The 22,755-nt window shown below is 49.0% G+C and carries 22 protein-coding genes, 1 tRNA gene and 3 pseudogenes; 14 read left to right on the top strand and 12 right to left on the bottom strand.

Features of this window, described 5'->3' with window-relative positions:
- The first annotated feature begins 377 nt into the window (after window positions 1-377).
- Together ABLV12_RS06255 and ABLV12_RS06250 are read left to right on the top strand one after the other, a co-directional pair.
- Window positions 378-956 carry an inovirus-type Gp2 protein gene (locus ABLV12_RS06255; protein ID WP_142471940.1) on the top strand — a complete coding sequence of 193 codons (579 nt, stop codon included), beginning with the start codon at window positions 378-380 and terminating at the stop codon, window positions 954-956.
- Window positions 957-1,063: 107 nt separating this feature from the next.
- Window positions 1,064-1,270, top strand: a complete 207-nt coding sequence (locus ABLV12_RS06250) for an AlpA family phage regulatory protein (RefSeq protein ID WP_023227810.1) — start codon at window positions 1,064-1,066, stop codon at window positions 1,268-1,270.
- On the opposite strand, the gene ABLV12_RS06245 is transcribed toward ABLV12_RS06250, so the two are convergent.
- Window positions 1,241-1,768 carry a YbaK/EbsC family protein gene (locus ABLV12_RS06245; protein WP_123629013.1) on the bottom strand — a complete coding sequence of 176 codons (528 nt, stop codon included), beginning with the start codon at window positions 1,766-1,768 and terminating at the stop codon, window positions 1,241-1,243. The genes ABLV12_RS06250 and ABLV12_RS06245 overlap by 30 nt on opposite strands.
- A gap of 137 nt (window positions 1,769-1,905) precedes the next feature.
- Window positions 1,906-2,514: a DUF1062 domain-containing protein gene (locus ABLV12_RS06240; RefSeq protein ID WP_142471939.1), complete on the bottom strand. Its 609-nt coding sequence runs from the start codon at window positions 2,512-2,514 to the stop codon at window positions 1,906-1,908.
- A gap of 300 nt (window positions 2,515-2,814) precedes the next feature.
- Between ABLV12_RS06240 and ABLV12_RS06235 the strand changes: the two are divergent.
- Window positions 2,815-2,940 (top strand): annotated as a pseudogene (locus tag ABLV12_RS06235) (hypothetical protein); the annotation flags it as partial.
- A gap of 123 nt (window positions 2,941-3,063) precedes the next feature.
- Here ABLV12_RS06235 and ABLV12_RS06230 read toward each other — a convergent pair.
- Window positions 3,064-3,873, bottom strand: coding sequence for a MerR family transcriptional regulator (locus ABLV12_RS06230; RefSeq protein WP_348866916.1), 810 nt, complete (start codon window positions 3,871-3,873; stop codon window positions 3,064-3,066).
- 866 nt (window positions 3,874-4,739) lie between these two features.
- Here ABLV12_RS06230 and ABLV12_RS06225 point away from each other — a divergent pair.
- The 10 genes and pseudogenes from ABLV12_RS06225 to ABLV12_RS06180 all read left to right on the top strand — a co-directional run.
- Window positions 4,740-5,174, top strand: a complete 435-nt coding sequence (locus ABLV12_RS06225) for a VOC family protein (protein ID WP_142471938.1) — start codon at window positions 4,740-4,742, stop codon at window positions 5,172-5,174.
- 60 nt (window positions 5,175-5,234) lie between these two features.
- Complete coding sequence (locus ABLV12_RS06220; RefSeq protein WP_142471937.1) at window positions 5,235-6,053, top strand: GNAT family N-acetyltransferase; 819 nt, start codon at window positions 5,235-5,237, stop codon at window positions 6,051-6,053.
- A 40-nt stretch (window positions 6,054-6,093) separates the two neighbouring features.
- A complete protein-coding gene (locus ABLV12_RS06215; protein ID WP_142471951.1) occupies window positions 6,094-6,666 on the top strand; it encodes a DUF1349 domain-containing protein in 573 nt (190 codons plus the stop codon).
- 38 nt (window positions 6,667-6,704) lie between these two features.
- The gene (locus ABLV12_RS06210; RefSeq protein ID WP_142471936.1) at window positions 6,705-7,961 is read left to right on the top strand and encodes an MFS transporter; all 1,257 of its coding nucleotides are present in this window, start codon (window positions 6,705-6,707) and stop codon (window positions 7,959-7,961) included.
- Between the two features lie 24 nt (window positions 7,962-7,985).
- Complete coding sequence (locus ABLV12_RS06205; RefSeq protein WP_142471935.1) at window positions 7,986-8,378, top strand: VOC family protein; 393 nt, start codon at window positions 7,986-7,988, stop codon at window positions 8,376-8,378.
- A 143-nt stretch (window positions 8,379-8,521) separates the two neighbouring features.
- Window positions 8,522-8,998, top strand: a complete 477-nt coding sequence (locus ABLV12_RS06200) for a GNAT family N-acetyltransferase (RefSeq protein WP_094986679.1) — start codon at window positions 8,522-8,524, stop codon at window positions 8,996-8,998.
- A 339-nt stretch (window positions 8,999-9,337) separates the two neighbouring features.
- Window positions 9,338-9,595 (top strand): YjhX family toxin, encoded by a 258-nt coding sequence (locus ABLV12_RS06195; RefSeq protein ID WP_048267011.1) that lies wholly within the window; start codon window positions 9,338-9,340, stop codon window positions 9,593-9,595.
- A 10-nt stretch (window positions 9,596-9,605) separates the two neighbouring features.
- Entirely contained in the window at window positions 9,606-11,243 is a 1,638-nt protein-coding gene (locus ABLV12_RS06190) for a class I SAM-dependent methyltransferase (RefSeq protein ID WP_142471934.1), read from the top strand.
- A 125-nt stretch (window positions 11,244-11,368) separates the two neighbouring features.
- Window positions 11,369-11,620, top strand: a complete 252-nt coding sequence (locus ABLV12_RS06185) for a zinc ribbon domain-containing protein (RefSeq protein ID WP_063415696.1) — start codon at window positions 11,369-11,371, stop codon at window positions 11,618-11,620.
- Between the two features lie 64 nt (window positions 11,621-11,684).
- Window positions 11,685-11,768, top strand: a pseudogene (locus tag ABLV12_RS06180) (VOC family protein); the annotation flags it as partial.
- Here the strand turns inward: ABLV12_RS06180 and ABLV12_RS06175 are convergent.
- The 8 genes and pseudogenes from ABLV12_RS06175 to proB all read right to left on the bottom strand — a co-directional run bounded on the left by ABLV12_RS06175 (window position 11,738) and on the right by proB (window position 20,457).
- Window positions 11,738-12,321, bottom strand: a pseudogene (locus tag ABLV12_RS06175) (integrase core domain-containing protein). The pseudogenes ABLV12_RS06180 and ABLV12_RS06175 sit on opposite strands and share 31 nt — an antisense overlap.
- A gap of 80 nt (window positions 12,322-12,401) precedes the next feature.
- A complete protein-coding gene (locus ABLV12_RS06170; RefSeq protein ID WP_348866914.1) occupies window positions 12,402-14,363 on the bottom strand; it encodes a DUF3732 domain-containing protein in 1,962 nt (653 codons plus the stop codon).
- Window positions 14,360-14,848 (bottom strand): three component ABC system middle component, encoded by a 489-nt coding sequence (locus tag ABLV12_RS06165; RefSeq protein WP_000815953.1) that lies wholly within the window; start codon window positions 14,846-14,848, stop codon window positions 14,360-14,362. The genes ABLV12_RS06170 and ABLV12_RS06165 overlap by 4 nt, the downstream gene beginning before the upstream one ends.
- The gene (locus tag ABLV12_RS06160) at window positions 14,845-16,068 is read right to left on the bottom strand and encodes an ABC-three component system protein (RefSeq protein WP_348866912.1); all 1,224 of its coding nucleotides are present in this window, start codon (window positions 16,066-16,068) and stop codon (window positions 14,845-14,847) included. Before ABLV12_RS06160 ends, ABLV12_RS06165 begins: the two co-directional genes overlap by 4 nt.
- 479 nt (window positions 16,069-16,547) lie before the next feature.
- Window positions 16,548-17,738, bottom strand: a complete 1,191-nt coding sequence (locus ABLV12_RS06155; RefSeq protein ID WP_142471930.1) for an integrase arm-type DNA-binding domain-containing protein — start codon at window positions 17,736-17,738, stop codon at window positions 16,548-16,550.
- 163 nt (window positions 17,739-17,901) lie between these two features.
- Window positions 17,902-17,977 (bottom strand) — tRNA-Thr (locus ABLV12_RS06150).
- Between the two features lie 112 nt (window positions 17,978-18,089).
- Complete coding sequence (gene proA, locus ABLV12_RS06145) at window positions 18,090-19,343, bottom strand: glutamate-5-semialdehyde dehydrogenase (protein WP_004099295.1); 1,254 nt, start codon at window positions 19,341-19,343, stop codon at window positions 18,090-18,092.
- Window positions 19,344-19,353: 10 nt separating this feature from the next.
- On the bottom strand, window positions 19,354-20,457 hold the full coding sequence (gene proB, locus ABLV12_RS06140; RefSeq protein WP_004099297.1) for a glutamate 5-kinase: 1,104 nt from the start codon (window positions 20,455-20,457) through the stop codon (window positions 19,354-19,356).
- A gap of 290 nt (window positions 20,458-20,747) precedes the next feature.
- Between proB and phoE the strand changes: the two genes are divergently transcribed.
- Window positions 20,748-21,800, top strand: coding sequence for a phosphoporin PhoE (phoE, locus tag ABLV12_RS06135; protein ID WP_064398677.1), 1,053 nt, complete (start codon window positions 20,748-20,750; stop codon window positions 21,798-21,800).
- 62 nt (window positions 21,801-21,862) lie between these two features.
- Here phoE and ABLV12_RS06130 read toward each other — a convergent pair whose 3' ends face one another.
- Window positions 21,863-22,426: an NlpC/P60 family protein gene (locus tag ABLV12_RS06130; protein WP_004099299.1), complete on the bottom strand. Its 564-nt coding sequence runs from the start codon at window positions 22,424-22,426 to the stop codon at window positions 21,863-21,865.
- Window positions 22,427-22,755 lie beyond the last annotated feature (329 nt).

The following is a 22,755-nucleotide window of genomic DNA, read 5'->3' as shown; positions in this document are numbered from 1 at the left end:
AGCATGAGCATCTTTTAGGTAGAGGGAGGCGGGTCACAGGCTGAGGAATGGCTGATTTTTTACTGATATCCAACTGATTTTATTGTAATAATAATCTGACACTTTACTGCATTATTCCTGTGATTTTTACCCTAGGATCGTCCTCTGTTCACCTCATTAGCATCGTTCAACAGTAAATATGAACATTTGGGTTTTTAGTATAATTAAGGGGGACTCCCTGTTTCTATACCACCCTGTTCATAGTTCCTTCCCCTAACAAGCAACCCTGCCAGTATTCCCCTGGATACACGGCTCACTGTATCTGCCATAACCTCACTTCGCTTAAAAATTACATCTCATCCCAATCCTTTGCACTCCATCTGACAAAGGATAAATCAATGCACACACCTTACCCTTTTAATTCCAGATACACGATGAACTGGTTTCTGCTGTCTCTACTCAATGACCACTTAAATCAGCTACTGAACCGATATTCCCGAATACAGGCACTCCGACTCGACCTGTTCTATCAGAAAGGTACAGGACGCTATAAACATTATTCATGGAACGAAACCGAGCAAGAGGTGCGCATGCTGGTTGAACGCACCCTGCAGCACACAAATCTGGCAGGGTATTTCTGGGTACTCGAGAATTCTGTAGACCACGGCTGCCATGCCCATATCGTGTTATATCTCGACAGGCACCTTAACCAGGCTACCTACCCAATAGCTGAGAGAGTTGGAACAATATGGCGGGAAATAACGCAACGAGAAGGCTATTACAACCGCTGCGAATACAAACCCTCTTATGAAGCCAGTATTGATAAGCCGGTGAACTACGATGATACCGAAGCCATTGATAACCTGCGCTACATCATCAGCTATCTCGCCAAAGAAGAGCAAAAGCACGGTCACTATCACTACGGAGCCAGTGAGGTACCGTCGCCCAGCGGACTGGGGCGCCCTCGCGCGGTGTAACTCACGTTCTGCACTTTTTTACGTATCAATCCATTGATGTGGAAGGGCTGGTGGTAACGAGCAATCACCCACCAGCTCGGGCTAATCCCACAACGGAAGACAGCATCATGACTGAACAAATTTCTTTGCTTGATGACCAACTGGTGGATATGCGGTTCATCACGAAGCTAACGGGGCTGACAGATAAGTGGTTCTACAAGCTGATTAAAGATGGCCTATTCCCGAAGCCAATTAAGCTAGGTCGCAGCTCCCGCTGGCGACAGAGTGAAGTCGAAGACTGGCTATTAGAACGCATCCGTTGTTCGCGCGAGTAGCAAGAGCAAGTTATCGGTCTGAACATCTAGAGGGGAATAACCGAAAAATGTCAGTAGCCGCAATAAGTCTTTTTTAGAAATACAAACCGAAGCGGTGTTGATCAGAGGATGAAAGCCCAGTGAACGACTCGCTGATACAGAAGAATCGATAACAATTCGAATATCCCTCTCCTTGTTATGTGCAATAGCGAAAGGCGTAACCCCGCCAGGTTCCACACCGAGTATTTCTATTAACTCGTCTGGTTTAGCGAAAGACAGACGCGATTCATTAAGCTGGAGCGCTAACTCGCGAAGATCAGCCTTTTTATTGCCATCCAGAATATACAGATAGAAATGCTTACCAGAACTATTTTTCAGCAACAGGTTCTTCAGCAACTGTGCCGGAAAATCCACAGCAAAACTCGCATGGTCAGCGACCGTCTTCACTTCCGGATGTGATATGTACTGAAAAGATATATCCAGCTCATTAAGCAATTTCAGAACCGCATGCTCATTCATATTTCCCCCTAAGTTTCATCACTGCATTTAGCTTATGTCACAGGCAATGTAATTCACCTGAAGCTCATTTTGAATCGGTCCTTCTGCTAAGCCATTACCCTACAGGCACAACCGACCTCAAGATGAGCTTCTTACTTTTAACGATGTGTCAGAACAATCTTGCGCCGGGCGAACAGCGTTTCCGCAGACAGCTGGAATTCATATTCCTCTGCCTTCAGCTTTCTCGATTTAAGCATTTCCATCGTGATACCACTTATTTTCCCTGACTCAACGTGTCTCTTGATTTCGCCGGTGCTCAGCATGAGCTGTTGCTTCAAAATCGACAGCAGGGTGACCTGAAATGAACGGGAGATCCTGACACTAACGCGAACCCGCTGGTGGGCGGAGATGCTTAACTGCCAGCGCTCCTGAACGGTAAAATCAGGCCGACCCGATAGCTCGGCGTTGTTCCGCTTCAGCGTCGCGATATCACAGGCAAAATGTTGAACCGTGGCGGCATCGTTTGTCATTAGCCGATGATAAAGCTGGCGGTCGATTTTGCTGACGTGCAGGCGCCAAAACAGGGAGATATTCCAGGTGTAATCACAGTGTGTGCATTTATAGATACTCCACACGTCCAGCACCTTCTTTTGCGAATTAATCCGAAATGCACCTGATGGCGTGAAGTCCCGTTTAATGTTGCATGAAGGGCATCGTTTCGCGATGCGCTGATACCCCACAGGCGTGACGGTCCATGTAACTTTCATAACGTACCTTTTTTAACCCATACAAAATCGGATCCGTACTGAACGGACCATGAATGTTTGTGTATGAAAAATATTTAAGAGATATTTTTCAGCGGGTTAAAAAAAGATTTCCAACGTTACAATCCTGTAGATGTTCAACGAGATAAGTCGAGACTATCAAAATGGCGCTTTTTAGGTAAATGAGTTCAATCAATGTTCATAGTGGTTCCGTTCCATCAGGAGCTGTTGATCTGACCCGTTAAAGACAGTGCAGTAAGTTTGTATGTTTAGTAGACAATCAACTGACTGAAGGAGCACATGATGACACAGCACAAGTGGTTTAATCAGGCCTGCGGAATGGCGATGTATTCAACCGATGCACAAAGTGCTAGTGATAAATATTGTGCGTACTGCAGCGACAGAAACGGCAATCTTAAACACTGGTCATAGGCGATACAGAGTTGCCTTGATTGCTGGCAAAAAGTTATCTGACGACAATGCCAGCCTGGGAATTTCCAATCTGAATGGTTATCAGCAGGTGGCCCTTAACCGGGCCAGCCTGCATTTCGATTAAACTTTCTCTACAGGGAACTGTATTTCAGTCATCCACTCTGCGGAGTCTTGTTTGTTCCAGATGCCGTCGATGTAGCTTTCCCTTGGTGAATTTGTTAACAAGTAACCATTGTCTTCAACCCATTGCATAAGGTAAATGTAAGCATTTCTTAATGAATCATATGGTCCCTTGTGTATTACAGTTACAGCTGTTATGGCAGGGATTACCTGGAAAATAATATTTCCTTCATTTTTACCAAAATCATTAACAGCTTCGCAGAACTCCACATCCATGTTTTTCTCTTTATACTCTTTATCATGATAAAGAGTGAAACAATAAGCCGGGGTAGTTAAGGTTAAACCTGGATTTGCCTTCATAACCTCTCGTCCTATAGGCGGAATTAATTTGATATAAGAGGAAAAATCAGGAACAATGAAACGCTTGGAATAAACAATACATTCCGGGATCTTTTTCAAAACAGCTTGATATAACATAATTCTTTCCTTTTTTTTATGTTGCAGATAGTGGTTAATCCGGGAGAGCATATCGTTCATGTCCCGAATTTGTTTCTGTACTTCAAGGCGTCGCCGTTCAATTATGTGGCAGGAATTTTCATCCTGAGTAAGAGTAACTATTTCAGTTATTGTAAATCCAAGCTGACGTAAACTCGCAATCTGATGGAATTTCATTAATTGGTCAGAAGTATAAAATCGATAACCATTCTCAGGGTTAATATAGGCAGGGACGAGTAAACCAATTTCATTATAGTAATGAAGCGTTTTTATCGTCACACGGCAGATCTTTGAAAACAGCCCTATTTGATACATGTAACTATCTCCCTGAATGAATAAGTGGACCTTACAGTCTTACCTTACAGGAGAGTCAACAGCAAACTGACGCGTCTTACGCTGAGCCATCATTACAGTACTGGTTAATCATGCTTATTAAACCTGAGAATCCCCTGACCGGGATGTGACTGCATTGTGGCTCATCAGAAGGAGTTATCTCTCCAGTTCTCATAAGCACCTATTAATTAGCATTTCTGGATAGTTCAGGATTTGTTATTATTCGAGCGCGCATTATTCGATTAGTATTTTTTAAATAAACGCTAAACAACCTCTTATTTGATATGGATATACCGTTTTTATCCGTTAACCTGTTCTGGCTAACAAACGAACAGCTCTACAGGAGGACGCTGTCAATTCGGTAGGAAAACGGTTAGCCACTTGTGGCTTGTTTTTACCGCCTCGACCGTTACGTTAGCTCCACGGCAATTAACCTTACTCATAAGTGCCTTGGTTGTGGAATGATTCTTTTTTCATTGTTTAGCAGCCTGTGCAGGGGGCTCTTTTTCAGGAGGCAGCATGCCACTCAATAAAATGAAGCGTCATGCCATACTCCACACGCTCTCTATACCTGAACGTAAACTACGCCCCGTAAAATGGCTTGCTCTTATCTCATACCTGCTCGTTATATTACAACTGGCAATTGAGAGCCTGGTCATAAGCGAATAACGGAATAGCAATTCCTGTACAAAGACCAAATCTGGAATGATTTTCTGATATCTGTCGGGTTCAGAGCACAAAACTTAATGTATTTTTTTCCAACAACACAATCATTACGTAGAGTTGTGCCTCTGTTGAGTTTCACAGGTAAAGACCTGACTGACAGAATCTGAATAAGGAAATGAACCATGGATAACTATACGCTGCATCGTGGCAGACTTATCGACCATATCCAGCTCGTGGTAAACGACTTTGCCGCAAGCAAAGCGTTTTACACTGCTGTTCTGGCGGAACTTAAGATCCCCATGGTTATTACCGATGACGATTATATCTGGGCTGACGAACTGGTCATTTCGTCAGTAAAAAGTTCGGAGTCTGGCGGGGGGCCTACAGGACGGCACCATCTGGCCTTTCAGGCCGCAGACCGTGAATCGGTGAACGCGTTTTACCACGCAGCACTAAATCATGGCGGACGTGATAACGGCGCACCTGCCGAACGAACCTATCATCCCGGATACTATGCCGCTTTTGTTCTGGATCCGGACGGTAACAACATCGAAGCTGTTTACCATGGTGAGGGCGATCGCAGTGCCCGCTCTGTAGAAATCAGCTTCACTGTCTGAGAAAACAGGGAGCATATTTTCCCCTGTAGCTCCCGGTAACCGCAATGGAGAGCTTTATCTATGACCGTTATTCCGGTATCAGCCCTTGAATGCAGCATTACTGAGCTGTGCCGTATTCTTGCAGACAGCTTTAATGAATCATTGACACCGTTTGCGTTGCCACCGGAAATGTTTGCCTCACGTTTCATTTCCGAAGGACTCAGCCTTGAAGACTCGTTTGTCTGGCTGGTCAATGATAACCCGGCGGCAATAGCCATCGTAACCCGCAGAATGGACAAAGCGCGTCTGGCAGCATTTGGTGTGTTGCCCGAGTACCGGAGCCAGGGACTGGCAAAACAGATGCTTACTCCTCTGTTTACCTCCTTAAAAGAGAAAAAGTTATCCAGAGTGAGGCTGGAAGTGATGCGCGAAAATACCCGGGCCATCGCTCTCTATCACGCGCTCGGTTTTCAGGTTCGCCGACATCTGTGCAAATACCGGGGAGATCCACAGTCTCGTCTGGAAATACCTTCAGGGGATATGGAATCCAAGTCTGCTGATGACTTCCTGCGTACCGTCTGGTCTGCACCAGATGATGATCTTCCCTGGCTGACCAGCCCCCTGCAGCTCTTGTCTATTCCCTGCGACATCCTCAGGGATAACGAACATGCATGGTGTGCTGTTGCGGAGTTCATGGGACAACCTCAGCTCCGCTGTTTGTTTGTGGAACCGGTGTATCGTTACCAGGGACGGGCTAAAAGAATGCTTCAGAAAATCAATGCCAGATGGCCTGGTATAGGTACATCAGCCGCGCTCCCAGAAACGCTGGCACCATTATTTACTGCGGCGGGTTATCAGGCTGAACCGTTATGCCAGTTTGAAATGGAACTGACATTTTAAACTATCGTTATGCTGCATTCCGCATGACAGGAGAACAATGATGAGTTGCAAGTTTGAATGGATCAATGAGCCCGCCGTATGGTGCTACGAAAATAACGCCCTGTCGGTAATCACAGATGAGCATACTGATTTCTGGTACCGTACCTGGTACGGGTTTGAGCGTTTTACCGGCCACATCTACGCTACTGATGTAACAGGTGATTTTACTTTTCAGGTCAGGATCCGCGCAAACTTCACCACACTCTATGACCAGGCCGGAATTATAATGCTCGCTGACGAACAGCACTGGCTCAAAGCTGGCATCGAATTTAACGATGGAGCACCTGCAATCGGGAGTGTACTCACGATGAGAAATTCCGACTGGGCTACAGGACTCTTTCCTGGGGATCCGAAGGAATTCTGGCTGCGTCTGACCCATAAAAAAGATGCGTTACGACTGCAGTACTCCTCAGATGGACAGCACTGGCCATTACTTCGCTTATGCCATTTCCCTACGGGCCCTGTAAAAACGGGCATCATGTGTTGTACACCTCAGCGCAAGGGGTTGGAGGTAGAATTTCTTGATCTCAGACTGACTCCTGCGATGGATAAGGAACTGCACGATCTAAGTTGATAATAACCATTCAATAATAAAAAACGGAGAACCCGTTTATGAAGCCATTTTCGGGGCGCCTTGGCAGGTATGGCAGCGTGCTATTATTTCCACTGGCGATGATCATCTACGATTTTTCAGCCTACCTGACAACAGACCTTATTCAGCCGGGCGTCATTAACATTATAAATGAGTTACAGGCGGATGTTACGCTGGCTCCAGCATCAGTCAGTTTGTATATGGCAGGCGGACTGGCGCTACAGTGGCTCCTGGGGCCACTCTCCGACAAGATTGGCCGCCGCCCGGTCCTGCTCACGGGTGCAATGATCTTTGCCTTAGCCTGCCTGAGCATGCTGTTTGTCACCTCGATCGAACAATACTTCGTCGCCCGCTTTATTCAGGGCACCAGCATCTGTTTTATCTCCACCGTTGGTTATGTATCAATACAGGAGGCCTTTGATGAAAAAGATTCCATCAGGATCATGGCTGCGCTGACCTCCATTGTTCTGCTCGCCCCAGTTATCGGGCCGGTGGCCGGCGCTGCTCTGATGGCGTTCATTCACTGGAAACTGCTCTTTGCCATCATCGGTGTGTTTGGTCTGGTAGCATGGTTCTTACTACTGTTCAAAATGCCGGAGACAGTTATATCTCAGGGAAGATCATTCAAACCGGGTGAAGTGCTGTCAGATTTCATCGCGGCATTTCGCCATCCAGTGGTGCTGACCGGCTCACTGGCAGTCGCTTTTGGTAACCTGCCCATCATCACCTGGGGGGCGCTCTCCCCCGTGATCCTGATTGAGCACGGGGGGATGTCTCCCGGTACCTATGCCTGGACACAGGTGCCCGTGTTTAGTGGGATCATTATCGCCAGTGCGATCGTAGCGAATTTTATCAAAGACCCGACTTCACCGCGTTTTATCTGGGGTACTGTTCCGATACAGCTTGCTGGCTTGCTGGCTTTGCTGGTCGGCAACCTGCTATGGCCACACGTCTGGCTATGGTCAGTACTGGGAACGAGCTTTTATGCCCTGGGTATTGGACTGCTCTATCCGGTGCTGTTTCGCTTTACGCTCTTTTCTCATAACCTGCCAAAAGGCACCGTTTCTGCCACGCTGAATATTCTGGCGCTCGGCATAATTGCCCTTAGCATTGAAATAACCCGCTGGGTTTACTTCCATGCTGGCGGCAGGATTGCTTTCCACTGCGTGGCGCTGCTGGCCGGTATAGCCGTCATCATATCAGTTGCCCGCCTGCTTAAACTGCGTGGGCAGCATCAGAGCCAGTCAGTATCACCGGTAGGCTGCCAGGAGCAATAATGCAAAAGAGATTAAGGAGGGTTTATGTTTTCTTACGTGATGCTGGGTACTAACGATCTGCCACGCGCCATCCGATTCTACGATCCGTTGATGGAATTGCTTGGGTATCCAAAGGCAGGCCGGAATGAAGAAGGCGCATCCTGGGGGACGTTCAGCGGTAACCATACCATCGGATTGTGCGTCGGCAGGCCCTTTAACCAGCAACCAGCGAGCGTTGGTAATGGCACGATGGTCGCACTGAATACCCACTCGTTTGAACACATCCAGCAGTTGTACGAACTTGCTATCAGTCTGGGCGCCAGGGATGAAGGTACACCGGGGCACAGGCCACAATACGGACAGGGATTCCATAGTGCCTATGTACGCGATCCGGACGGGAATAAGCTGGCGTTTGTGTTCTATGCCGATGAGGGTTGAACATCAAACTGACAGTTTTCGTGTTGTGTATGAAAGCGGCGACACACCGGACATAGTCAGAGAGTAGCCGTCGGGTGTAGCTCAGACGGTAACTCCTGTGGTCGCAGAGACTGGTGCAGATGAATCATTTAAAAGGAAGTCTTATGCAAATAATTTCGCCAGGGTGCATTATTCGGCCATTTCAGCCACACGAAATCGATAGTTTTATGGTGTATCGCAATGATGCGGAGTGGATGAAATATCAGGGGTTTAAGGGGCTAACAAAAGAGGACTATGAATCAGCATTGCTGGGCGTTCTTACGCTTACTCAGGGAATTCAATTGGCCATCGTCAACAAGCTAACGCAGGTTTTGATTGGTGATATCTATTTACGTCAGCAATGCGATGTATTTTGGCTCGGCTATACCATCAGCCCCGCTCATGCTCGCCAGGGATATGCATTTGAAGCCATTACCACCACCATCGGCTGGATAAAAGAGAACGGTTTTTCACTCATCAAAGCCGGTGTGGATCCGGAAAATACCTCTTCAATAAAATTACTTATCAGGACTGGCTTTCATTTTTCAGGCATCGAAGAGGGTGAGCATATTTATGTTCTGGATTTAACAAAAGAAGAATAACCTCCGGAGGGGAAAAGCCAATGAGGCCATATAAGGGGTACTAAAACCTGCATTCGTCAGTTTCATCTGCTTTTTTCAGTAAATGGGCTGGCGTTCGATTTCCGAAGTACATCACACTTTTTCTACTGAAACATATCCCTGCTAAAACTACGTGTTACTATTCGCTCCGTAAATACCTTTCAACTCAACCCGAGGCCTTGATGCTGGAGAATGTAATCATCCGATAATCAGCTTACCGACCTTTTCAGGCCGGACTGATTATCAATGCGCCGAAATCGAATGCGGACACCGCGGTGTGTTTGCGCGTTTTGCACATGATGATTAAACAGGTTTTCCAGTATGAATTTATCCCGTCAGGAACAACGTACCTTACACGTTCTCGCTAAAGGTGGCCGTATTGCGCACGTCCGCGATTCTTCAGGCCGCGTCACTTCCGTTGAATGCTACAGCCGCGAAGGGCTGTTGCTGACCGACTGCACGCTCGCCGTCTTCAAAAAACTCAAAACCAAAAAACTTATCAAGTCCGTCAATGGTCAGCCCTACCGCATCAACACCACCGGGCTGAATAACGTTCGCTCACAGCTTGATAACCGCTAAGGAGAGCATAATGGATATCAGCACCCTTATTTCCTCATCCCGACACATTCAACTGTCGGCGGAGGAGAGCAAAATTCCCTGGGACGAACCGGCCTTTAGCCAGCGCATGCTCGCGAACCATTTGTCGCAGGATCACGACTGGGCCAGCCGCAGGCAGGAGGTCATTGAGCGGCAGGTGAATTGGATCGCCAGCCTATTACCCCCAGGCGCACGTATTCTCGATCTCGGCTGCGGTCCCGGCTTTTACACCCACCGCTTAGCAGAGCGTGGATTTCACTGCACCGGCGTGGATTTCTCACCGACATCAGTGAGCTGGGCCCGCCAGCAGGCGCAGCACGCCGGATTGAATATCGACTATGTTCAGCAGGATGTCCGCGCATATTGGCCCGATAAATCTTTCGATTTCATCATGATGATATTCGGGGAGTTGAATGTTTTCAGCGCGGCGGATGCGCGCTCACTCGTCGGTCGCTGCGCGCTGTGGCTGGAGTCGGGCGGCAGGCTGCTCACTGAAGTCCATACTTTCGACGAAGTTAAGCGTCAGGGAATGGCTGAAGCAAGCTGGCAACGCTGTCCGGACGGGCTGTTTCTGGGCGTCCCTCATCTGCTGCTGACTGAACATGACTGGGATGAAGAAGCCCAGACCAGCTCAACAAAGTTCTGGGCCATAGAGGCAAACGGCCAAACCACCCGTTTCGGCAGCCAGATGACGGCATGGCGCGATGACGAGTACGTCAGCCTGCTCGACAATGCCGGATTTAAGCTGCTTCCTCCTCCTGAAAGCCACGACTGGCCAGTCAGCGAAACATTTGAAGGAAAGCTGTTTGCTCTGCTAGCCGACAAAGCAAAAGCCTCAGAGGAACTTCCTCTTAATACTCAACGCAATAAAAGGAATTCCAAATTGGATATCCCACGTATTTTTACCATCAGTGAAAGCGAACACCGCATCCACAACCCGTTCACAGAAGAGAAGTATGCCACGCTGGGTCGCGTGCTGCGCATGAAGCCGGGCACCCGCATTCTTGATCTCGGCAGCGGCTCGGGCGAGATGCTCTGCACCTGGGCCCGGGATCATGGCATTACGGGGACTGGCATCGACATGAGTTCGCTCTTCACCGCGCAGGCCAGACGCCGCGCAGAAGAACTCGGCGTCAGCGAACGCGTACATTTTATTCATAATGATGCGGCGGGTTACGTCGCCAATGAAAAATGTGACGTGGCAGCCTGCGTCGGCGCGACCTGGATTGCCGGAGGCTTTGCCGGGACAGTCGAACTGCTGGCGCAGAGCCTTAAACCGGGCGGCATCATGCTCATCGGTGAACCTTACTGGCGCCAGCTTCCGGCAACGGACGAGATAGCCCAGGCCTGCGGCGTCAGCTCGACAAGCGATTTCCTGACGCTTCCAGGGCTTGTCAGCGCGTTTGACGACCTCGGCTACGACGTGGTGGAAATGGTACTTGCAGACCAGGAAGGCTGGGACCGGTATGAAGCCGCAAAATGGCTGACCATGCGCCGCTGGCTGGAAGCGAATCCTGACGATGACTTCGCCGCCGAAGTCAGGGCCGAACTAAACATTGCGCCGAAACGCCACGTAACGTACGCGCGGGAATACTTTGGCTGGGGCGTATTCGCGCTCATCGCCAGGTAACAACAAGCCCTGGTATTTCTGACTGGAGATACCGGGGCTTTGCCTTTGTTTTGATCTGATGCATCACCTGCACAATACATATTCCGTATATTTATTAATCATGACGTTACCATAAGGAGCATCATATGTCACAACATGAACAGTTCTGTCAGGCTTGCGGAATGCCAATGTCGGCACCAGATGCACACAGTGCCAGTGATCAATATTGTGCGTACTGCAGCGACAGCAACGGCAATCTCAAACCCTGGGAAGAAGCGGTATCAGGTTTAGCCAGCTTCCTTGATTCCTGGCAAAAAGTCGGCCCGGAGGAAGCTCGGAAGCGAGCAAAGCGTTATCTGACGGCAATGCCCGCCTGGGCTCATAAAGCAGATGAATGAAAAACAAAGCCTGCGTGATTTAGGCAGGCTATCTTCTCTCCCCTGGTTCCATAAAAGAGAGCAGATGTTTTCTTACATTATGCCAGGGACCAATGATCTGTCACGCGCCATTACATTTTACGATCCGCTGATGGATATGCTGGCGTATCCACACGGCGTCCTATTGTTCAGTAATTCATGAGGGCGTTTACAGTTATATACTGACACCCATCTTTCCGTGATTTCCCACACTTCATTCAGAGTTCTGAACAGATAAAAATCGAGTATTTCTTTGGGGTATGTTCGGTTAAAGCGCTCAATAAAAGCGTTCTGCGTCGGCTATTCGGACGGTAATGGTAAACCGTTCTGCTCAGGTTCAAACTCCGGCAGGCCTTGCGGATACTGAGTCCAAATGTCGTTATCAGATGAGTGATCAGCTTACGCTTATAGGCTGGTTTTAAAGCTTTTTTCGATAACGTCTTTCAGCGCCCGGCTCTCAAGGCTAAGGTCGGCAAACAACTGTTTGAAACGGCGGTTGTCGTCCTCAAGATCCTTGATTTTTTTATATCAGAAGCTTCCATACTGCCGTATCTGGACTTCCAGTAGTAGTAAGTGGCTTCAGAGATACCGGCCTCCCGGCAGACATCTTTAACGATTCGTCCGGCTTCAACCGACTTAATCAATGGGGAGCAGGTCAGCGGGCTTAGTATGCAAAAACGGATCTCCGTGGAGGTCCGTTGATATGAGTTTGGTGCCGGACTCGGTATCGAACCAAGGGTGTGGGGATTTTCAAAACTTGTGCTTAATTTGGTAAGTCTGACGGTAAAGGCCAGTCTTCTGGTACCAGGGCAGGGGGCTTGGTCCAAGGAAGCTCGGTTAAAGAATCCTGGAACCACTGGTCGCGAAGATTTGCGTGCTCTGTCACAATAAGCTGAAAGCCTGGGACCTCTTCTTTAGTAAACTTCAGCAGTAACGCAAACAGCCTACGTACTGCTGCTAAGTCAGCATCAGCTTCCGTTTTCTGAACAGTACCATCAGCTTCCTGGTAAATTTTTTCAGAAGGGAAATAAACTTGGGTAGGCTGATCAATTAAAAGAAATTGAGGGATGGGGCAATTGTTCTTTGAGGCAAAGAGATGAATGGCTAGCAATGCAGACAGGTGATAAGCGAGATGATTTTCTCCACCGCCAGTTCGACTCATAGGTACGGGACGATCTGTACGATCAAAGATAATAGTCATTTGGCTTAGATCAAATCGAGCAGGGAGCCCCTTAAATTCTGCATCAAAAGCCAGGATGTAGCGTGTAATCTGTGACGAAATGTTATTCAGAATAGATATGAGCCTTTCATGGCTGCTATCAGCACCAACTTTCCTTTGTAGTTCTTCGACTTTGAGCTTTAGACGACGATTTTCTGCTTCATATGTTGCCAGCTCTGAGTTAGGTACTAGGTCTTCCAAGAACAAACTTATACGACCAATTACTCTTGCCGCAGCATTATTGCGTGTGCCTAATTGCTCAATAACTTCGTTTGCCGCGATTGCAGCAGCAAGCTCCACTTCTTTGGCCCTTATCGAACTTACAATGGTCTGAACCTCATCTTCTAGTTCAGCAAGATAAGCATCCATTTTAGGGCGTTGTCCAGACACAACGCTCATTTCAGCGTCAAGAGTTGTTAGTTCGCTCAGGAGTGCTTTTGCAATTGGAGATTCCATTGCTAAGTTTGCTTCACAGAAAGGCCATTGCCATTCGCTAGTTTCCGGATTTTTCGGTAGAGCCTTGATAGAAGATAATCGGTCTTGCTGTTCTAAAACTTCGTTTTCAAAATTACCTGATTGCTTGGCATACATCCGAGCAGAATCAATTCGGGACTGGATCTTACGTCTGTCTTGTCGTAAACCAGCAATTTCATTTTCAAGAATGGATATTCTATGTCCATCGTCTTCAGGTAGGGGAGACGGAACCCATTGCATTGCAGAACGCAAAACATTAATTACTTCGTCAGTTCCGATTCTGTCTTTGTCTTGTGTGATGATACCTACGGCTCTGGCTTCAGATAAAAGCCCATAACCTTTTAGCAATGATGTATCGATTGTATCGCGCGCTTGTTCAAGACGTTTGGTGTTGATTTTCAGATCTCGCTGCGCTGTACGGAGTTTGGCCTCAAGTTCATAGCGATCATTTGATGAAATGCCTAGAAGAATCGGTAATGTATCGCGAATAGCTTGTGGCTGAAATGCCTCATTTTGTCGATAAAAAAGTTGATCTTTATTTGCTACAAGGCCCTGCTTTTGGAAAAGGTAATAAAAAGTATGCTTGATGTTTGCATCAAAGCTTTCTCTGCTGTGCCCAATTGCCACATCTGTACGGTTCTCGCGGATACCAAGTAATCGTGACAACAGTGCGACTACCGAATCATCATCGGTGTTAACCGAGAGGTCTTTGAAATTCGGTGCGGTCAGTTCATTTCCTCGTCGCAGCATAACAGTGCCACAGCTTGTGGCTCCTGCATTTGGTGTTGGTTTCGCAATAAGTATCTGTTCCTGTGAAAATTGATAAATGACTGCGAACCATGACACTTTATCGCGAATAATACCTTCTGGTACGTTAAAGGTAGATCGACCCATGCAGTATTCAATGATCTCAGAAAGAGCTGATTTACCGGTTGAGGAACGGCCAGTAATGACATTTAAACCATTAACCTTAAAGTGCAGGTCCCGACGTTGGCCATCATGGCTGTAGACATGAATCGACTTAATTTTCATGGGCGTATTCCAAAGGTCGTGTATACCGTAACGCGATCAGCAATACGGGCAAATTCTTTTCCTATATAGCGTGCGACACGCTGGCATGAGATAGATTCTTCAGTCCCTATGACCGATTTGCGAACTTTATTAGGTACTGTTTTCAACCGGCCGTCTTGTGTTACAACAAAACATCCTCGTTCCATGAGCATTCCAAAAGCTTCAAGCGTAAATGGAAGCATATTATTGACGCGGTTAGCAAAATTAACGAGTAATTTGGGATTGTTTTCTATAGTTTTCAAAAGGTAGCGGCGAGGATTTTCAGCAAACACTTGGCGAGAATCTTTTTGCAGACATAATGGTAAAACTAAAAGAGCCAGAGAAAATGGCATGCCCTGTGAGTTTTCCTCTTCGTAGCTCTGCATTGCTCTAAATAGCACAACACCACAAAATGCAGGATTGAAAAGATTTCTTATCTCGAATGGACGCTGATCCCATTGCTTCATGCTTGGGCTCCCAACAATTGACCAACTCTATTTAGGAAGTGGGGATGCCAGAAAATTTTGGGTAGTGGTCTACTGTTCGCAAGGATGTGAAATCCTCCTCGAACTACATAAGGCTCAGTCACTCGTTCTCGGATACGCAATGAGTGAATATTACCACTTTCAAGATCGGCCCATTGATACAATGCTTTTCCCGCAGTAATAAGTACTTCGTCAGCTGAATTTTCATCTAATTCTTCAAAAACGACGTCTTTATAGCGACTCCATTCATCAACAAGGCGGTCTTCATAATCTTCTATCTCTCCTGTAACCAAAAGGTTTTCACGAGCCCATGAAGAACGCTGCTCAAATGCTCGGTAGTAGTCGAGAATCGCATTTCGGATTCGATTAGAGGAAATCCCTATTTCACGGAGCTGCACAACAAAGAGCCTGTGATCATTCATAGCATCGATTTCTCCAACGGGCATTTTTCCTCTGAACGTAATCGGCAGATTGTCAGATTTATACTCTTCAGAAAATGCTGCAAGTTTGTCGGAAATCTCATAACCAAAAATCGCCTCTTTACGTTTCCCTGTTAGTAGATCGACTATGGTGTTATTCCACCACCCTTCAAGTCGTTCAAAAATAGCGTCTCGGTTATCGCGTCTAATGATACGCATGTGCTGATTTTTAATAATTGTTGGGAGGTCTTCAATGCGAGGCCCGCCATCAAATATGATTATCCGTGATAAGAAGTCATCTTTTTGCTCATCAGTAAGTTTATTGAATTCATCGGCTATTGCCGTGATCAGTTTTGACTTGCTTCTAGCCAGAGCTGTATTGGCGAGTTGAGTTATTGATACTGAATTATCGTCTTTTGTTGGCGCTTCGACTAAAAAATGTTGCAGGAACGAGGCGTTTGAGATAGTTCCGGTCGTAAACAGAAAGAAACGAAGATTTGCTTCGGTTTTACCATCACGATTATAGCGGTCAAGCCAGATGCGGACTGACTTCCAGAAATCGGTAGACAGGTCGGTTAGAGTATCCCCATCTCCTTTGTGTTTGAGCGATGCCAGTGTTTTGACACCATTAGAATTGACGAAGTCTAGGTCATCATCTTTTTCGATCAAAACAGATGTATCTTCTGGCCACTGTAGAAGCTTAAGTAGCGCAAAACGAGGCTGATAGATATACCCTAAGCCCTGTTCACCTGCAGCGTATTGATCGCTAGATACTCCGGTCATTTTTAGTCCCTGCGTCGGTTGCGCTTTCAGTTGTACGGCAGAATGACTCATGAAAGCAACAAGCTACCATCCAATGTTTGGTGGTACGTATCACACATCTGTATTAATTTAAAACAATACCACTGCGTTTCCTGCGTGAATAGAAAAAGTAAGTACTTGGGGATGCTAAATGTGAAATGAATAGCGTTCCGTGCCCTGGTTTATCGTGTTGAGGAGACACTGTAACCTGAATGGAAAACGGCGTTCGGTCAAGTGAAGGCTTTCGTTGGAAAAACGCTTTCATGACGGCCCCTCATGTTGCTGATGAAGACATTACTAACATCCCAATGAATTAATCAAGGAGGGGGGCAGGTCAAAGCAGTACTGGATCGCTTCACGCAAAAGTCCATACAGTGCGGTAAATATTCCAGAAGGTAAAGAACAGACAAAAAAATAAAAGAATGGCCTTCCCCGCATCTTCAGGCGCGGGGAACAACCACTTAACTATTTGTCGATGAACTTAGAAGCTTGTCAATATAATCAGCGTACCACTGCATCATTTCTAGCCTTCCATCCAGATACTGTGCATGGTTGTATGTCCCACGAATCGCATTCTTATCGACATGTGCAAGCTGGGTTTCAATCCATGCCGTATTGAACCCTTCCTCATGCAAAATCGTACTCATCGTGTGGCGGAAGCCATGCCCTGTTACCTTCCCTGTATACCCAATCCGTTTGAATACCTGATTAATACTCGCTTCGCTCATCGTTTTACGGGGGTCATTCCTCCCTGGGAACACCAGAGGATATTGCCCAGACATCACTTTGAGCTGCTGTACAATCTCCAGCGCTTGGGTAGAGAGGGGCACCAGGTGAGGCCGTTTCATCTTCATACGCTCTGCGGGAATTTCCCACACCGCTTTTTCAAGATCAAACTCACTCCAGCAAGCACCTCGGAGCTCGCCAGTGCGAACTCCCGTAAGGATCAGCAGACGAGCGGCAAGAACAACTAGTGGACTTCCTGTATAACCTGAGAGAGCTTTAAAGAAGTCTGGTAGCTCCATAACGGTAAGGAAGGGATAATGCTTCGATTCATGTCCTGACATCGCGCTGGTAAGATCTGCCGCAGGATTGTATTCCGCGCGACCGGTAACGATGGCATAACGAAAAACTTCGCTGCAGCGCTGGCGAACCTTCTTGGCCTTCTCTGTCGCGCCACGGCTTTCCATTCGACGCAGCACATTCAGCAGAACCAGCGGTTTGATTTCATTCACCGGCTGCTGGCCGATATAGGGGAAAATATCTTTATTGAAAGCTTCGATAATGTCGGAGGCATAACCTTCTGACCACCGGCTCACCTTCGTTCCGTGCCATTCAAGTGCCACAGCCTGAAACGTATTATTGAGCTGCACATCGCGAACCAACTTTTCTTCTTTCTTGGCAAACGATGGATCGATACCTTCGGCCAGCTTTTTCTTGGCTTCATCACGTAGTGCCCTCGCTTGTGCAAGTGACACTGCCGGATAGACACCAAAAGCCATACGTTTCTCTTTTCCATTGAAGCGATATTTCATCCGCCAGTATCGAGAACCAGAAGGAACAACTTCAAGATACAAGCCCGCACCATCTGCTAGCTTGTAGGCTTTCTCTCTGGGTTTAGCAGCATCTACCTGTCGTGCATTAAGCTTCATTGGGGGCATCTCCCTGGACCGAACACAGAATGCCCCCACTTATGCCCCCAGCTGTAATTTGATTCCGGTTGAGTCCAGTTGATAACAGGAGATAAGATACGGGCCAGAAACCGCAGTATACGGGCTTTAAGTTGATTTCGGTAGACTTGGGAAGAGTTTGAAATGGTGCCGATAATAGGAGTCGAACCTACGACCTTCGCATTACGAATGCGCTGCTCTACCAACTGAGCTATATCGGCCCTGCAAGACGTGCTGACGAGCGTAAGCACGGGTTAGAAGGTTAAAACTAAGTGGGTGATGCGTCAATGCCCTTGTGAATCAAACGGCTACTTTTGCATCACCCAATGCGCATTAAGCACGAATGGTATCGTCGCCGAAACCAATCCACTTATAGGTCGTCAGGGCTTCCAGCCCCATCGGGCCGCGCGCGTGCAGCTTCTGGGTGCTGACCGCCACTTCCGCGCCGAGGCCGAACTGGCCGCCGTCGGTAAAGCGGGTAGAAGCGTTGACGTACACTGCCGAGGAGTCCACCTCGTTGATAAAGCGGTTCGCGTTGCCCAGGGTGCGCGTCAGGATGGCGTCGGAATGCTGAGTACCGTGCTCGCGAATATGCGCTACCGCTTCATCCTGATCGGCCACCACCTTCACGTTCAGATCCAGCGACAGGTACTCATTGTCATACTGCTCCGCTTTCACCGGCTCTACGCTGGCCGGGCCGTTTTGCAGCGCGGGCAGGGAGGCCGCATCGGCGTGCAGGCTGACGCCGCTTTCCGCCATCTGCTTGCTCAGCGCGGGCAGGAAGCGTTCGGCGATATCCTGATGTACCAGCAGCGTTTCGACCGAGTTACAGGCGCTCGGGCGCTGCACTTTGGCGTTAACGATCACTTTCAGCGCTTCGGCAACGTCAGCGGAGTGGTCGATATAAATATGGCAAACGCCGATCCCGCCGGTGATCACCGGAATCGTCGACTGTTCGCGGCACAGCTTATGCAAACCTGCGCCGCCGCGCGGGATCAGCATATCGATATACTTATCCATCTTCAGCATCTCGCCGACCAGCGCCCGATCCGGACTCTCAATCGCCTGGACGGTGGCTGCCGGTAAGCCGCACTCCTGCAGCGCCTGCTGAATCACTTTCACCGTGGCGGCATTGGTGCGCCAGGTCTCTTTGCCGCCGCGCAGAATCGCCGCGTTGCCGGTTTTCAGGCACAGAGAGGCGACGTCGACGGTCACGTTCGGGCGCGCTTCGTAAATCACGCCGACCACGCCCAGCGGCACGCGGCGGCGCTCAATGCGCAGGCCGCTGTCCAGCAGGCCGCCGTCGATCACCTGACCAACCGGGTCCGCCAGGTTGCAGACCTGACGAACATCGTGAGCAATCCCGCTCAGGCGCGCCGGGTTAAGCGCCAGGCGATCGAGCAGCGCCTCGCTCAAACCGTTAGCGCGCGCTTCCGCCAGATCCTCAGCGTTAGCCCGCAGGATCGCGTCGGTCTGCGCTTCAAGATAGTCGGCAATCTTTTCCAGCACCTGGTTTTTTTCGCGGCTTGAAAGCTGCGCGAGTTTGTACGAGGCCGCTTTGGCAGCAATGCCCATTTGTTCCAGCATTTTCAGCTCCTTAACGGATAATCATGTCGTCACGGTGGACGGCGACCGGGCCATATTCATAGCCCAGAATGGCATCGATCTGCTGCGAGTGCTGCCCGGCGATACGGCGCAGCGCATCGCTGTTATAGCGGCTGACGCCGTGGGCGATATCGCGGCCTTCAAGGCTGCGGATGCGGATCACTTCGCCGCGCGAGAAGTTGCCGGTGATGGTTTTAATCCCTTTCGGCAGCAGGGAACTGCCGCGTTCAAGAATTGCCTGGGTCGCACCGGCGTCAACGGTAATTTCGCCCGCCGGCGGCGCGCCGAAAATCCAGCGTTTGCGGTTTTCCAGCGGCGACTCCTGGGCGTGGAAGCGGGTGCCTACGGAAACCCCCTCCATCACGTCGCCAATCACGCCAGGGCGGCTACCGGCGGCAATGATCGTATCAATACCCGCGCGGCAGGCGACGTCGGCGGCTTGCAGCTTGGTGCCCATACCGCCGGTACCTAAACCCGACACGCTATCGCCCGCGATAGCGCGCAGGGCGTCATCAATGCCGTAAACGTCTTTAATCAGCTCGGCCTGCGGGTTGTTGCGCGGGTCGGCGGTGAACAGCCCCTGCTGATCGGTCAGCAGCAGCAGTTTATCGGCGCCCGCGAGAATTGCCGCCAGCGCCGAAAGATTATCGTTATCGCCGACTTTAATTTCAGCGGTCGCCACGGCGTCATTTTCATTAATGACCGGCACGATATTGTTATCCAGCAGCGCGCGCAGGGTATCGCGGGCGTTAAGGAAGCGTTCGCGGTCTTCCATATCGGCGCGGGTCAGCAGCATCTGGCCAACGTGAATGCCATAAATAGAAAAAAGCTGTTCCCACAGCTGGATAAGACGGCTCTGGCCGACAGCTGCCAGCAGCTGTTTCGACGCAATGGTCGCGGGCAGTTCCGGGTAGCCGAGGTGCTCACGTCCGGCGGCTATCGCCCCGGAGGTGACGATCACAATTCGATGACCCATCGCGTGCAGCTGCGCGCACTGACGTACTAATTCAACGATATGGGCGCGGTTCAGGCGGCGGGATCCGCCCGTTAAAACACTGGTGCCCAGTTTTACCACCAGCGTCTGGCTATCACTCATGATTCTCTGCCGTTCAAAAAGGAGTTTCGATATCGAATTGATGTTGTAACAGGAGTGAGCCCGCTTGCCAACACCTGGCGTGGTGGACGAACCACTTCATTGCGCGGATCGGGCATTCTGGCGAGAAAATATGACACATTCATGACGGAAATAATTTAATACTCTTTTTAAGTAAAAGTTCCATGTTGTCATAAATTTTTAATATTAGAGCGTTAAAAAACCTGCAGTTTTTGACAGGGCTTCCGCCCGGAATTGATTAGCGCGTATAAATAAATTACCAGGACTGAATAATGAAAAAGAGCTCACTGGCATTAATGATGATGGGTCTTATTGCTTCTTCGGCTACCCAGGCGGCAGAAGTTTATAATAAAAACGGTAATAAACTGGACGTCTACGGCAAAGTCAAAGCGATGCACTATATGAGCGACTATGACAGCAAAGATGGCGATCAGACTTACGTTCGTTTCGGCATTAAAGGTGAAACGCAGATTAACGACGATCTGACCGGCTACGGCCGTTGGGAATCGGAGTTCTCCGGCAACAAAACCGAAAGCGACTCCACGCAGAAAACGCGTCTGGCGTTCGCCGGGGTTAAAGTGAAAAACTACGGCTCATTCGACTATGGTCGTAACCTCGGCGCGCTGTACGACGTCGAAGCCTGGACCGATATGTTCCCGGAATTCGGCGGCGACTCTTCCGCGCAGACCGATAACTTTATGACCAAACGCGCCAGCGGCCTGGCCACCTGGCGCAACACCGATTTCTTCGGCGTGGTAGATGGCCTGAATCTGACCCTGCAATATCAGGGCAAAAACGAAGGTCGCGACGCGAAGAAACAGAACGGCGACGGTTTCGGTACCGCCCTAAGCTACGACTTCGGCGGCAGCGACTTTGCCGTCAGCGCGGCCTATACCAGCTCCGATCGCACGAACGACCAGAACCTGCTGTCTCGCGGTACGGGTAAAAAAGCGGAAGCCTGGGCAACCGGCCTGAAATATGACGCCAACAATATTTACCTGGCGACCATGTACTCAGAAACCCGCAAAATGACGCCAATCAGCGGCGGTTTTGCCAATAAAGCGCAGAACTTCGAAGCCGTGGCGCAGTACCAGTTCGATTTCGGGCTGCGTCCGTCCCTGGGCTACGTGCTGTCAAAAGGTAAGGATATTGAGGGCGTAGGCAACGAAGATCTGGTCAACTATATTGACGTTGGCGTGACGTATTACTTCAACAAAAATATGAATGCCTTTGTGGATTACAAAATCAACCAGCTGAAGAGCGATAATAAGCTCGGCATTAACGATGATGATATCGTTGCTGTCGGTATGACCTATCAGTTCTGATAAGTTAACAGCTAACAGACAACAAAGCCGCCGTGGCGACAGGGCGGCTTTGTTATGAGTGATTAACGATTTTTTGCCAGATGCAGATTATCGTTATTCATGGTTATCTGGGCGTTATATTCCTTCGGCAGGCGGCGAGCCTGGTAGAATACCGATTGCCAGTATGGATTATCCAGCGAAGAGCGCATCACGCCCTGGCTGGTGGAAGCATGAAGAAAATTACGGTCGGTATCATAGAAACCGACGTGCATGCCGCCTTTAATACGGAAGAAGACTAAATCTCCCGGCCGCAGCTGCCGCGGGCTCACGCGCTCGCCCATATGCAGAAGCTCGCGCGTCGTAATGCGCTCCATCGGCAGGTTGAAGCGATCTTTGAGCGTGCGCCAGACAAACCCGGAGCAGTCGACGCCGCTTTGCTCCGTCCCGCCCCATTCGTAGGGCGTTCCCTCCCAGGTATGCATTTGATCGTGCAGCGCGGCGATCACCGGGATCAGATCGTCTGAACCTCCGTCGATGGTCGAGTGACTACTCTGGGCGGCGGTTTTATGCGGTTTCGATGAGGATGAACATCCTGCCAAAAGCAAAAAAGGAACAAACAGTAGCGCGTGAGAGAGTCTGGGCTTCATATCATTGTTTTTCATCACTGAAAACGGGCCGTGATATTTTATAGCCGATTCGCTACGGCCTCAGAATGACCAAACGCAAAATTTACGAAACCTTACGTAATTAATACGGGCAGGATCGTGCAGTGAAAAATAACGCGCATTATTTAACGCCAACCTGAACTTATCGTATTAATAAATTTTTTCTCCGTGAAACAATATTTCACAAATATTCGCGTGTGACGCAACCGGGCAGATTCACTTCAAGGTGAAAGATCCTCATCATCCCGCCATTGCGCCGCCAGGCTCCCCTCCAGTACTTTTGAGGAATAAAAGAGAGAGTGGGGCGGGCT

It is taken from the genome of Klebsiella sp. CN_Kp100, assembly GCF_040065315.1.
Lineage (GTDB): Bacteria > Pseudomonadota > Gammaproteobacteria > Enterobacterales > Enterobacteriaceae > Klebsiella > Klebsiella oxytoca.
Note: the sequence above shows the minus strand (reverse complement) of the source record. Positions and strands in the feature narration are given on the sequence as shown.

What these genes read in the sequence shown, in the direction of transcription:
- ABLV12_RS06205 (WP_142471935.1), top strand. Translation starts at nt 7,986, where the DNA reads ATGTTTTCTTACGTGATGCTGGGTACTAACGATCTGCCACGCGCCATC.
- proA (WP_004099295.1), bottom strand. Translation starts at nt 19,343, where the DNA reads ATGCTGGAACAAATGGGCATTGCTGCCAAAGCGGCCTCGTACAAACTC.
- ABLV12_RS06130 (WP_004099299.1), bottom strand. Translation starts at nt 22,426, where the DNA reads ATGAAGCCCAGACTCTCTCACGCGCTACTGTTTGTTCCTTTTTTGCTT.
- ABLV12_RS06160 (WP_348866912.1), bottom strand. Translation starts at nt 16,068, where the DNA reads ATGACCGGAGTATCTAGCGATCAATACGCTGCAGGTGAACAGGGCTTA.
- ABLV12_RS06200 (WP_094986679.1), top strand. Translation starts at nt 8,522, where the DNA reads ATGCAAATAATTTCGCCAGGGTGCATTATTCGGCCATTTCAGCCACAC.
- ABLV12_RS06195 (WP_048267011.1), top strand. Translation starts at nt 9,338, where the DNA reads ATGAATTTATCCCGTCAGGAACAACGTACCTTACACGTTCTCGCTAAA.
- ABLV12_RS06225 (WP_142471938.1), top strand. Translation starts at nt 4,740, where the DNA reads ATGGATAACTATACGCTGCATCGTGGCAGACTTATCGACCATATCCAG.
- ABLV12_RS06190 (WP_142471934.1), top strand. Translation starts at nt 9,606, where the DNA reads ATGGATATCAGCACCCTTATTTCCTCATCCCGACACATTCAACTGTCG.
- ABLV12_RS06245 (WP_123629013.1), bottom strand. Translation starts at nt 1,768, where the DNA reads ATGAATGAGCATGCGGTTCTGAAATTGCTTAATGAGCTGGATATATCT.
- ABLV12_RS06185 (WP_063415696.1), top strand. Translation starts at nt 11,369, where the DNA reads ATGTCACAACATGAACAGTTCTGTCAGGCTTGCGGAATGCCAATGTCG.
- proB (WP_004099297.1), bottom strand. Translation starts at nt 20,457, where the DNA reads ATGAGTGATAGCCAGACGCTGGTGGTAAAACTGGGCACCAGTGTTTTA.
- ABLV12_RS06215 (WP_142471951.1), top strand. Translation starts at nt 6,094, where the DNA reads ATGAGTTGCAAGTTTGAATGGATCAATGAGCCCGCCGTATGGTGCTAC.
- ABLV12_RS06255 (WP_142471940.1), top strand. Translation starts at nt 378, where the DNA reads ATGCACACACCTTACCCTTTTAATTCCAGATACACGATGAACTGGTTT.
- ABLV12_RS06240 (WP_142471939.1), bottom strand. Translation starts at nt 2,514, where the DNA reads ATGAAAGTTACATGGACCGTCACGCCTGTGGGGTATCAGCGCATCGCG.
- phoE (WP_064398677.1), top strand. Translation starts at nt 20,748, where the DNA reads ATGAAAAAGAGCTCACTGGCATTAATGATGATGGGTCTTATTGCTTCT.
- ABLV12_RS06155 (WP_142471930.1), bottom strand. Translation starts at nt 17,738, where the DNA reads ATGAAGCTTAATGCACGACAGGTAGATGCTGCTAAACCCAGAGAGAAA.
- ABLV12_RS06170 (WP_348866914.1), bottom strand. Translation starts at nt 14,363, where the DNA reads ATGAAAATTAAGTCGATTCATGTCTACAGCCATGATGGCCAACGTCGG.
- ABLV12_RS06220 (WP_142471937.1), top strand. Translation starts at nt 5,235, where the DNA reads ATGACCGTTATTCCGGTATCAGCCCTTGAATGCAGCATTACTGAGCTG.
- ABLV12_RS06165 (WP_000815953.1), bottom strand. Translation starts at nt 14,848, where the DNA reads ATGAAGCAATGGGATCAGCGTCCATTCGAGATAAGAAATCTTTTCAAT.
- ABLV12_RS06210 (WP_142471936.1), top strand. Translation starts at nt 6,705, where the DNA reads ATGAAGCCATTTTCGGGGCGCCTTGGCAGGTATGGCAGCGTGCTATTA.
- ABLV12_RS06250 (WP_023227810.1), top strand. Translation starts at nt 1,064, where the DNA reads ATGACTGAACAAATTTCTTTGCTTGATGACCAACTGGTGGATATGCGG.
- ABLV12_RS06230 (WP_348866916.1), bottom strand. Translation starts at nt 3,873, where the DNA reads ATGTATCAAATAGGGCTGTTTTCAAAGATCTGCCGTGTGACGATAAAA.